Origin of the sequence: Streptomyces sp. NPDC028722 (assembly GCF_040637655.1) — a bacterium.
In the GTDB taxonomy this organism is placed as follows: Bacteria; Actinomycetota; Actinomycetes; order Streptomycetales; family Streptomycetaceae; genus Streptomyces.
The window spans coordinates 1-9,118 of record NZ_JBEZWU010000067.1 but is presented as its reverse complement, the minus strand read 5'-3'; the positions used below and the strand labels follow the sequence as shown (position 1 = coordinate 9,118).

Annotated in this window: 13 protein-coding genes and 3 pseudogenes; 10 read left to right on the top strand and 6 right to left on the bottom strand. The window is 70.5% G+C overall.

What is annotated here, in order from left to right; all coding sequences use genetic code 11:
- Positions 1-245: 245 nt before the first annotated feature.
- Positions 246-371, top strand: a pseudogene (locus AB0F03_RS37570) (DUF6417 family protein); the annotation flags it as partial.
- Positions 372-486: 115 nt separating this feature from the next.
- Here AB0F03_RS37570 and AB0F03_RS37565 read toward each other — a convergent pair.
- Positions 487-567 carry a hypothetical protein gene (locus tag AB0F03_RS37565; protein ID WP_362000920.1) on the bottom strand — a complete coding sequence of 27 codons (81 nt, stop codon included), beginning with the start codon at positions 565-567 and terminating at the stop codon, positions 487-489.
- 20 nt (positions 568-587) lie between these two features.
- Between AB0F03_RS37565 and AB0F03_RS37560 the strand changes: the two genes are divergently transcribed.
- The 5 genes and pseudogenes from AB0F03_RS37560 (at position 588) to AB0F03_RS37540 (ending at position 2,893) form a co-directional block, all read left to right on the top strand.
- Positions 588-842 (top strand): hypothetical protein, encoded by a 255-nt coding sequence (locus AB0F03_RS37560; protein ID WP_362000921.1) that lies wholly within the window; start codon positions 588-590, stop codon positions 840-842.
- A 634-nt stretch (positions 843-1,476) separates the two neighbouring features.
- Positions 1,477-1,703, top strand: a pseudogene (locus tag AB0F03_RS37555) (HNH endonuclease); the annotation flags it as partial.
- A gap of 143 nt (positions 1,704-1,846) precedes the next feature.
- Positions 1,847-2,200, top strand: coding sequence for an ATP-binding protein (locus AB0F03_RS37550; RefSeq protein ID WP_362000915.1), 354 nt, complete (start codon positions 1,847-1,849; stop codon positions 2,198-2,200).
- On the top strand, positions 2,197-2,589 hold the full coding sequence (locus tag AB0F03_RS37545) for a response regulator transcription factor (RefSeq protein ID WP_362000912.1): 393 nt from the start codon (positions 2,197-2,199) through the stop codon (positions 2,587-2,589). Before AB0F03_RS37550 ends, AB0F03_RS37545 begins: the two co-directional genes overlap by 4 nt.
- On the top strand, positions 2,561-2,893 hold the full coding sequence (locus tag AB0F03_RS37540) for a response regulator transcription factor (protein ID WP_362000909.1): 333 nt from the start codon (positions 2,561-2,563) through the stop codon (positions 2,891-2,893). The genes AB0F03_RS37545 and AB0F03_RS37540 overlap by 29 nt, the downstream gene beginning before the upstream one ends.
- Here the strand turns inward: AB0F03_RS37540 and AB0F03_RS37535 are convergent.
- Positions 2,886-3,038: pseudogene (locus AB0F03_RS37535) on the bottom strand (zinc finger domain-containing protein); the annotation flags it as partial. The gene AB0F03_RS37540 and the pseudogene AB0F03_RS37535 overlap by 8 nt on opposite strands.
- A gap of 44 nt (positions 3,039-3,082) precedes the next feature.
- Between AB0F03_RS37535 and AB0F03_RS37530 the strand changes: the two are divergent.
- Positions 3,083-3,319: a helix-turn-helix domain-containing protein gene (locus tag AB0F03_RS37530; protein ID WP_362000908.1), complete on the top strand. Its 237-nt coding sequence runs from the start codon at positions 3,083-3,085 to the stop codon at positions 3,317-3,319.
- Between the two features lie 182 nt (positions 3,320-3,501).
- On the opposite strand, the gene AB0F03_RS37525 is transcribed toward AB0F03_RS37530, so the two are convergent.
- Together AB0F03_RS37525 and AB0F03_RS37520 are read right to left on the bottom strand one after the other, a co-directional pair.
- Entirely contained in the window at positions 3,502-3,699 is a 198-nt protein-coding gene (locus tag AB0F03_RS37525) for a hypothetical protein (protein ID WP_362000905.1), read from the bottom strand.
- 236 nt (positions 3,700-3,935) lie between these two features.
- The gene (locus AB0F03_RS37520) at positions 3,936-4,286 is read right to left on the bottom strand and encodes a hypothetical protein (RefSeq protein ID WP_362000902.1); all 351 of its coding nucleotides are present in this window, start codon (positions 4,284-4,286) and stop codon (positions 3,936-3,938) included.
- 733 nt (positions 4,287-5,019) lie between these two features.
- Between AB0F03_RS37520 and AB0F03_RS37515 the strand changes: the two genes are divergently transcribed.
- Positions 5,020-5,193 (top strand): hypothetical protein, encoded by a 174-nt coding sequence (locus AB0F03_RS37515; protein WP_362000900.1) that lies wholly within the window; start codon positions 5,020-5,022, stop codon positions 5,191-5,193.
- 674 nt (positions 5,194-5,867) lie between these two features.
- Entirely contained in the window at positions 5,868-6,581 is a 714-nt protein-coding gene (locus AB0F03_RS37510; protein ID WP_362000897.1) for an SAVMC3_10250 family protein, read from the top strand.
- A 928-nt stretch (positions 6,582-7,509) separates the two neighbouring features.
- On the opposite strand, the gene AB0F03_RS37505 is transcribed toward AB0F03_RS37510, so the two are convergent.
- Positions 7,510-8,088 (bottom strand): hypothetical protein, encoded by a 579-nt coding sequence (locus tag AB0F03_RS37505; RefSeq protein WP_362000894.1) that lies wholly within the window; start codon positions 8,086-8,088, stop codon positions 7,510-7,512.
- A 203-nt stretch (positions 8,089-8,291) separates the two neighbouring features.
- Here AB0F03_RS37505 and AB0F03_RS37500 point away from each other — a divergent pair, with 203 nt between their 5' ends.
- Entirely contained in the window at positions 8,292-8,498 is a 207-nt protein-coding gene (locus tag AB0F03_RS37500; protein ID WP_362000891.1) for a cold-shock protein, read from the top strand.
- A 458-nt stretch (positions 8,499-8,956) separates the two neighbouring features.
- On the opposite strand, the gene AB0F03_RS37495 is transcribed toward AB0F03_RS37500, so the two are convergent.
- Positions 8,957-9,118, bottom strand: a 162-nt coding sequence (locus AB0F03_RS37495) for a transposase (RefSeq protein ID WP_362000917.1), incomplete at its 5' end; no start/stop codon positions are given.

Below are 9,118 nucleotides of genomic sequence, written 5' to 3'. Positions count from 1 at the left end.
GGCGGAAGACGCGGTGCAGGACGACCATCTCCTGCGGGTCCAGACGGTCGGCGGTGAGCGGGCCGGTGGTGGGCATCTGGGTCCACTTCGACGGGGGAACGGTGATCATTCCGAGGAACCCGCAGCCTAGTGGCCGTGGCCCTGCCGTCGGCAACCGGCACCCGGTCCGCTTCGTCCGTGTCCGCGACGACTTGGACGTCGACGCTCTGCCCCCCGTCGACCCGGGGCGGCCGTGACTGCAGTCGGTGCAGGGCGTTGCCACAGGCGTGGACGGCTTCGAGGATCTGGAGCTGGACGGAATCGAGTTCGCGCCGGTGGAGGGTGCGGGTGAGCGGCTGGCGTTGCTGACGCTGGAGGAGGCGCTCGACCTGTTGGACTGGCTGCGCGATGTTGCTGCCGGGAGCGGGCGTGATGCGGCGGTGGCCGGACGCTGGGCGGGAGGTCGCAGCCCGCGTCCCGTCCCGGGACTGAGAGCTTGCCGCTCAGTCACAGCCGGGATAAGCCCGCGATCCCCAGGTCGGTGTCGGGCCGGCAGTGGGTGCAGGCGCTGGTGCCCTCGGCGAGCAGCCGCCGGAGTGGTGCAGGCCTTGCCCCCGACCGCGGCCCTGGTCGAACTCAAGGGCGCCCTGCGTCATCACGGCACGGATGCGGCCCACCTGGGCGACATCCTCCGTATCCGGTCCATCTCCCGCCTGGGTGTCGACCTGCGGATCGGGGTCGGCCCCACGGTCACGGTCCCGGCGACCGCCTCCGCCCGGATCGCCGTCCCGGGCGGTCACGGTCCCGGCGACCGCCTCCGCCCGGATCGTCGTCCCGGGCGGGGTCCTCGCTGTCGCCCCTGAGGAGGTCGCCGACTGGCTCGGCCCGCTGCCGGTCCAGGCCCTGCACGGCATCGGCCCTCGCCAGGCAGCCCTTGAACGCTCGCGGTGCAGGGCGGTTGAGGCGGAGCCGCCCTGCACCATCAGCTTGGGCCGTTACCACCTGCTGCTCGAATCCTGCGGCGGCCGGTCCAGTACGGCTGGTGGGGCCGCGAGGACACCGGGCGGGACAAGTTCCGGCGCTGGGCCGACGAGTACGGGAGCATGCCCGGAGCCCGGATCATCCTCACCGACGAGGAGAACGGTGGCGCCCTGGCCGCCTGACCCGACCCGCGGTAGCGGAGGCGGCCGGCTGTTCGATGCCCGGATGCTCCGGGGTGTGGCGGGCGGCCTTTTTCGCGGCCTGTTCCACCTCGTACCGGTTGGCCCCGGTTGCTTCGGCGTGCGCGGCGATCGGCGGCCTGGACCGTCTCGGACGCCTCGTGCCGGCGACGCCACTCGGTTTCGTACTCCTCACCGGTGAGCCGGCGAGCTCGGCCCGCTCGCCCTCGGCGGATCGTTCCAGCCCGATCAGCTCATCGGGGACCTCAGCCACGGCCACGGATCCTAAGCGGCCGGGATCATGCACCGGCCGTCACCCATACCGTTCCTGAAGGCCCAGGCCGTCGCGGCCCCCGAGCAGGGCCCGCGCTGTCGGCTGAGCGGGGGCGTGTGGTTGTCGCCGTAGGACGACCGTCACCTCGAGGGGCCCGGCGGTGTGGACATCGACCACCTGGCCGGCTCGCCGAGGTCTGGGACTCCGACGCCTCCGCCTGGTCGCCACTGGAGCGGGAGGCCTACGCCAACGACCTTGATGACGACCGGACACTGATCGCGGTGTCGGCTGGAAGAGGACACCACGCCACCGACCCGACGGAGCCCGGCACGGCCGACGACCGCGCCCGGCGGCCACGACCAGATTCCGCCGAACCCGGCCGCCCCGCGCGCGGACCTCGGTGACCTGCGGACGCTGGTCGCCCGCTTCCCTGGTGCCGATCTCGACCTCTGCGGTGATCCGCGGGAACTGCCGCCGGGGGCTCAGCGCGCAGGCGTACCGGATCGTGCAGGACTCCCTGACGAACGTCGCCAAGCACGCCTCGCCGGACACCACGACACGTGTGCGGGTCGACGTCGGCGCCCCGGGCCCCGGCCGCGGCGTCCGCATCCGCGTCGACAACTCTGCGGGCAGCACGCCCACCCGCGCGCCCGCCCTGCCGTCGGCCGGCCGCGGACTGACCGGGATGCGGGAACGTGTCGCGCTGTACGGCGGCACGGTCGACGCCGGCCGGACGGACGACGGCGGCTACCGCGTGGACGCCACCCTGTGGCCGGTTCCCAGGTGAGCGGCGCCCGACCCCCGTACCGCGTCCTGATCTGCGACGACCAGGAACTGATCCGCGTGGCGCTGCGGATGGTGATCGACAGCCAGCCCGACCTGACGGTCGTAGGGGAGGCCGCGGACGGGGACACGGTCGTGGCGCGCGGCGCCGCACTGGAGCCGGACCTGGTACTGATAGACGTACGGATGCCGGGCGTCGACGGCCTGGCGGCGACCCGGCGCATCCTGGCGCAGCCCGCCGGCCCGAAGATCCTCGTCGTGACGACCTTCGACGTCGACGAGTACGCCTACGGTGCCCTGCGGGCGGGCGCGAGCGGCTTCCTGGTCAAGGACGCGGTCGGACGCGGTCGGCGAGGAGATCCTGGTGACCGTCCGGACGGTGCTGCGGGGTGAGGTGATGACGGCGCCCTCGGTGGTGCGTCGGCTCGTGGAACGCTTCGTGCTGCCCGCGGCCCCGCCCGAGCAGAAGGCCCGTCTGGAGCGGCTGACCGAGCGCGAGCGGGAGGTCCTCGCGCTGGTGGCGCAGGGACTGAGCAACGGTGAGATCGCCGCTCGGCTCTTCCTGGGCGAGACCACGGTCAAGACCCACCTCGGCCGCGTTCTGGGCAAGTTGGAGCTGCGCGACCGGGTGCAGGCCGTGGTGTTCGCCTATGAGAGCGGACTGGTGCGGGTGGGGGGCGTGACGTCCGCTACTTGAGCAGCCGGGACATCCTGCGGTCCGCGAGCGGTTTTCCGCCGGTCTGGCAGGTGGCGCAGTACTGGAGGGACGAGTCGCTGAAGGAGACCTCGCGAATGGTGTCTGAGCACGCCGGGCAGGTTTCGCCGGTGCGGCCGTGCACTCGCCCCCTGATGTTAACCACCGGGGAGACCCAGGCCGACCTCGGGCATGGTTATAGGCCTGAGCCAAGGGCAGATCAGCCGCAAACAGAACGGGGCCACGGCGTGGTCGCTCGGCGACCTCGACCGGCTCGCCGCCCACTACGGCATCCCGGTACCTGAGCTGCTGCGCGGCGTCGACCACGCGGTGTGGCTGCCCGCCGCGCGCCGGGCGGCATGCATCGGCGGCACCCAGACCACTCTCGGCGCCGCCGGGGCCGCCGTCGCGAGCGGGTACCGGCACTGAGGCGGCAGTGAGCCCGGACTGTCCCTGGGGCCGGGCTGGGCACGCCCGGCCCATAGCGCAGAGAGTAGCCACACCTGACCCGAGAGGGTGGCGCGGTCCGCGCTCGGAGCGGTAGGCCTGCGATGTTCGGCGGTCGATCGGCTGTCACAACCCGATGCCATCGCCACCGTCACAGCGCGCGGTCACTGTCCGGCCGGGGCGGGACCGGCTCCGAGGGTGCGGCGTCCGGTCGTTGGGCGCGGCACTGGGTCGGTGGCGGGCGGGGTGGCGGGGAGGCGTTCGGCGCCGAGCTGGGCGCGTGGCGCGGGCTGTTCGGTGTCGTGTGTGCGGGACGGATCGGCGGTGGCGGGCCCGGTGCCCAGCGGGCGGCGGTCGGTCATTGTCCGATCATCGTCGTGTGGCCGGGGTTCTTCTCCACCGCCCCGGTGCCGCGCTCCGGCCCCGGCCCAAGTGCGCGCGTGACGCAGGAGCGGACAGCCGGCCTCCCGCGAGGCTCAACGCGACTGATCGTCTCGGCACTGACGGTCAGCAGTGCCATCATGAGGTCACCGGGCCCGGATCACGGTCCTGAGCACAACTCTCCCACCACCGCCGAAGCCTGACAGCGGCTTCTGACTCACAGCCACCGCTTGGCTGATTCGACACTGTCGCCGCCGCTCGTGTTGAACGCGATCGCAGCCTTCGGCGCATGACGCCGGACCAGATTCACGACCTGCTCAAAGAGTGGCAGAAGCGGCTCCGGCTTGCGGATCCCACCCCCGATGACGACGACGTCCCAGTCGTGCTCGGACAGTGCTGCAACGATCGTCGGCTCAGCCGACTCATCCAGCTCGATCAGCGTCATGGACGCATCGATGGCATGTTCGCCGAAACGCGTCAGTTCCTGGTCGAGAGCCGCTCGAAGGGCGTCTCCGTCCATACCGGGCACTGCACGCGGGTCGATTCCGAGAATGAGAACGCGAGGCATGCCCAAGAGGACGATCAGCCACCCGTCCAGGTTCCCACGGCACGCGGCCGGCGTCCGATCTCAGGGACGACACCCGGGTGGAATCATGTGAACTCCCGCAACTTCACACGCTCAGTGCCTGCGGCAAGCATACGAGCCAGCACCGTTCGAATCCTGAGCTGGACAAACACGCAGCTCAGGATCGTAATGGGCCGATGGCAACGAGGCCGCTGTCTCGGCCAGTGTCGCGTTCCGCGGACGCTTATTGGGCATGGCTGCACTCTTCCAGGTGTTGCGGCACGATGCCTCATGGTTCTGTGTGCCTGAGAGGCCGTGGTCCTGAGCGGATGGCCGGTCCCTGCCGGGTGAGCCGGCGGACTGTCACGCCGACCATGGCCCAGCGGATCATGGTCTCGGCGTGAGCGGTGTGGTGCTCGTAGTCGCGAGCCAGGCCTGTCCACCGGTGTTCGTGCAGGTCACGGTTATTGAATACGCATTTTGGGCTGGGCAGAGTCGGATCACCGCAGCGCCGTACCGCCCGACCCCATGCCTACCGCGTGACGAGGCTCCCGGGTGTGAACGCGCGTGGTCAGGAGGGGTCGCGGGGCTAACCCGCTGCTCCCGCACTCTGACGCCGTCCTGTCCGGGACGTCTCCCGCCTCGCAAGGCACGGGGAAACAGCATCGTCCGCCGCTCAACCATCCGCGCCCCCTGCCCGGGGCGGGCGTGCCCGAGTCCCGAGGGGGAACCGTCCGTGTCCACGCTCGCTTTGCTCGTTGCGCTGCTCCTGGTCGTCGTCGTGGTGCTGCTCGCGGCCGGCGTCGCCTACGTCGTCCACCGTCACCCGTCCTGGGGTCAGCCCCTGGGCGCCGCGTTCGGTGCGGTGACCCTGATGGCCACGCTGGTCGGCGTGATCCTCGCGCGGTGATCCGGGGTGCCCCGCCGGGCAACGGGACGCGGCGGGGCCGGGCCGGTACTGCCACGTGGACGCCAAGCGCTCGCCGCGGCTACGTGCCGGCCTCCTGCTGCCGGTCCAGGAGAAACCGCAGCCTACGCCGGGCTCGCCGGGCTCCCTGGTTGTACGGTCCGCCGGGGCGATCGCGTACCGTGCGGCGAGCCGCTCCTGGACCGTGAAGGCGGTCGTCGGAGGTGCCGGCCGCCTTCACCGGCCCCGCCGCCCCGGCGGAGCTGACCCTGTCCACGGGGCCGGTCGGCGGCAGTCACACAGCACGCCTTCTGCCGGGTGGCGGGGAAGAATGAGCAACCTTCGCACGCCACATCCGGTGATTGCTCACCGTCCGCCCCGGCGGCCAGGCTTCGGCAGATGCGACGCCAGCCACGCCCACTCCTCGTCGGTCAGATCGCCCCGCCCCACGAGCGGAACGATGACCCAAGAGACAGAGACAGGCGGTCACATGATCCACCGGACAGGACCCGCTGTATGGCAACGAGCGTGACCTCAAGCAGGTGACAGGCATCCAGGCAGGTGCCAGGTTGGCGCCTACTGCCCGAGTACGTTGCACCATCCTGATATGTAGCTGCTGCTGGCACTGTCCCTTGAAGGAGGAAGCACGGATGCCCTTACGCCGCGCCCGTCCTGCCATGCGGGATCTGCTGTACCTGTCCGAATCGAAGATGGGGGTCTTGGTACCTCAGCTTCCCGGACGGGTCCGTGACCGACTCGGCCTGGAAGCAGGCCTCAATGCCGGCGTGCTGTCCCTGAAGGCTTCGATGGCCAGCGCAAGCCGGACGTCGCTCATCGGTGCCCTGGACGCCGTAGTGAAGATGATCGAGCGGAAGTACGGGCACCGGCAACGGACTGAACCGGGCTTGGCGGTCGGCCACTGGATCGAGTTCGACGAAGAATTCAGATTCGGCAGTGCCTGGCCCGGCGGTGACGGGCTGCGTGGCCATCCAGTGGTGGAGGGGCTCGTCTATTTCGCTGCCGCACATTACCCGGAACAGCCGCCGTTTGTTCTCGTCGGATCCTCGGCCCACCTTCTGGACCGTCGACGGCCCACGAGCGACGGGACCCCGGACGGCCAGCAGGTCGGTCACTACTATGTCGAAGCCATCCGTGACTACGCTCGAGCTTTGCAGGAGATCCCGGGACACGCGGCGGTCGGATACCTCCCGGCGCTTGGCGCCACCGACCGCGCCCTGTCAGCCGTGACACTGCTGTGCGAACTCGAGGCACCGCATAGCGAAGGCTGGACACCACCAGTACGGCTCGCCGGACTTGCACGGATCCTGGCGGTGAACAACGCCAACAGCATTCTGGCGACGCCCCTATACATCGAGTACGCATCACGCTGATGGATGGATCCGATGGGCTGCGAGCCTTGCGGTAGGCCCGCCTCCGATACACCGCGGCTCACAGGGGGATGTCGTAGCTGATGCCCCACCGCTCGGCCGGCCCCGACCATCCCGCCCACGGTGACCGTGCCGCCCGGCCTTGAGCCGGGAGCGATCTCAGCGCCGGCCTGGCGGGGGAGGGTGGTGGTGCGGCCGACGTACTGCAGGCGGCCTTAGTCGTCGAACTACTTCTCCCAACCCCGCACCGACGGCTGTAGGCGTCGGCGAGCCGCTTGAAGACCACGCTCTCATCCCGACCGAGGCCCACGAAAGCCACTCGCGCACGGTGGCCGGGTCGGTGGCCGACGGGCACAGTGCCTGCGGCGCGACGGAGCTGGCGGGCGGCGAACATCGACTCAAGCGCGGCCCGGCGCCGCTTGGACGACCACTCGGTCGTGCCCGTCCCGGACAACCTGAGCAGATCGAACGCCACGAAGTAGGCCGGCCACTCGTGCGCCGCCCGGGCAGTGGGAGCGTGGGGCGGAGCGGGCTGGACGCTGATCCAGAGGTGCTCGCAAGGCGGCGGTGGACGCGGCGGAGACGAAGACGCTGCGGCGGTCGACGACGATCGTCTCGGGCAGGACGACGGGCCGGCCCGCCGCGCCGGCCAGGCGCTCAGCCAATGTGGTCAGGCACTGGTGGGCGTGTGCGGGGACGTGGTCCATGCGCAGGATGTTCGGCCAGGTCGGCCGGGCGGGGTGCGCGGGCCGATGAGCGGTGCATCCTCGGACCCAGCGGTCTCAGCGGGATTTCCTGTACCTCAACTACTCACACCCGAGCGCGCCACCGGACCCCTCCCTCCGCCGCATTGGGCGCGCGGCGGACATGGCCCCGGTCCGGATGTGGACCCGGATACGGTCCTTCCGGCCGGGTCGGCTGCCGCTGTGGTTCAGGAGTAGGTCATCGGGCAGCCGTGCCGTAGGGAGTACTGCGCGGCGCGCAGGTAGAGCGCCACGTAGAAGGCCGCGTCCCGGTCCTCGGCCCACGGTCCCGGCCGCACCCGGGCGGTCCGCTCCGCCCCGCCCTCCAGGAACCACAGGGTCAGTGCGAGGTTCTCGCCCGCCGGTATCGCGTCCACGGGCAGCCCGACGGCACCGGCCAGTCGCTCGGCCAGGGCGAGCACCCGCGGGGCCCCGGCGACCGCGGTCTCCTCGCCGGAGTACGCGGTGCCGACGGGGAGCAGGATCTCCTCCTCCAGCGCGAACGGCACCAGCACGCTCCAGTCGAGGAGGGCCGACAGCTCCGCTTCGGTCAGCCGCGTCCTGCACAGCGCCACGAAGCTGTCCATGGACGGGCTGACCTTCTCCTCGAACCAGCCCGGCGCTTCCCCCGCGGCCTGCCACAGCTCGTAAGGGGGCAGCCCGCGCCGCTCCAGCTCGATGTTCAGCCCGGCGGCGACGTCTCCGTACCCATCCTCCCCGGGCCGCGACCAGTCCTGCGCGGCGACACTCACCAGATAGAAACCCATGATCGCAACGTACCGGCCGCCACCGACAACGTCCTTCGTGACAGCCCTCGAACCGACGGCTTGTAGGCGTCGGTGAGCCGCTTGAAGGACGATCGATCGACACCGGTTCACCGCTCGGGTGGGTGTGGGGCGCGGGACGGGTGGGGACCATCGAGACGGCTGCGCAGCGGCCCCGTGTGGCACGTCGAGAAGGGTTTCCACTGATGGCAACAGGCATGGTGAAGTGGTTCAACGATGAGAAGGGGTTCGGTTTCATCCAGCGGGACGACGGCGGTCCGGACGTGTTCGTCCACTTCCGCTCTATTCAGGGGAACGGCTTCAAGTCGTTGACCGAGGGCCAGAAAGTGGAGTACACGGTCACCCAGGGTCAGAAGGGGCCGCAGGCCGACAACGTGGTGCCCACCGACTGACGGGCGCCGAGCGCCCACCCGTGCAGAGATGCCCCCACCGGACGCCCGGCGGGGGTACCGGACCGCAGCACTCGGGCGCTCGAAATGTGCCGCGGGTTGCGTCAGCAGTTCTCGGATGTGGCCTCGGCGCTGATTGCCGCGCTCACCGCGGCGTTCGCTCTCCGTCGGCGCTGACGGCCGGCGGGCTCGGCCGCTGCGACGCTCGACGAAAAATCTTCCCGGCAAGGCCCGCCGGTGCCGAGACGGCACCGGCATGGCCGCGCCCCGGCACGCGGACGTGCACGTGTGTCGGGGCGACACCACCGCCCGGAACCGGAGCCCCCGTGCTGGCCCAGTTCCTCGTGCACCGATCGACCTTCCACACCGCCGTCCACGAGTTCGCGCCCGCTCTCGATGACTTCCGTGAAGCCCTGAGCCACCTGGCGGAGGCCAGCTGACGCTAGGTTCTGTCTCTTTCGTCAGCGTCGGGTCCAGATGAGGATGCCGGCGAGGTGGAGTGCGGCCTGGTAGGCGATGGCGAGTTTCTCGGTTCGTGTGGCCAGGCCGCGCCACTGCTTGAGCCGGTTGATGCACCGCTCGACCGTGTTCCGCTGCTTGTAGACCTCGCGGTCGAAGCCGGG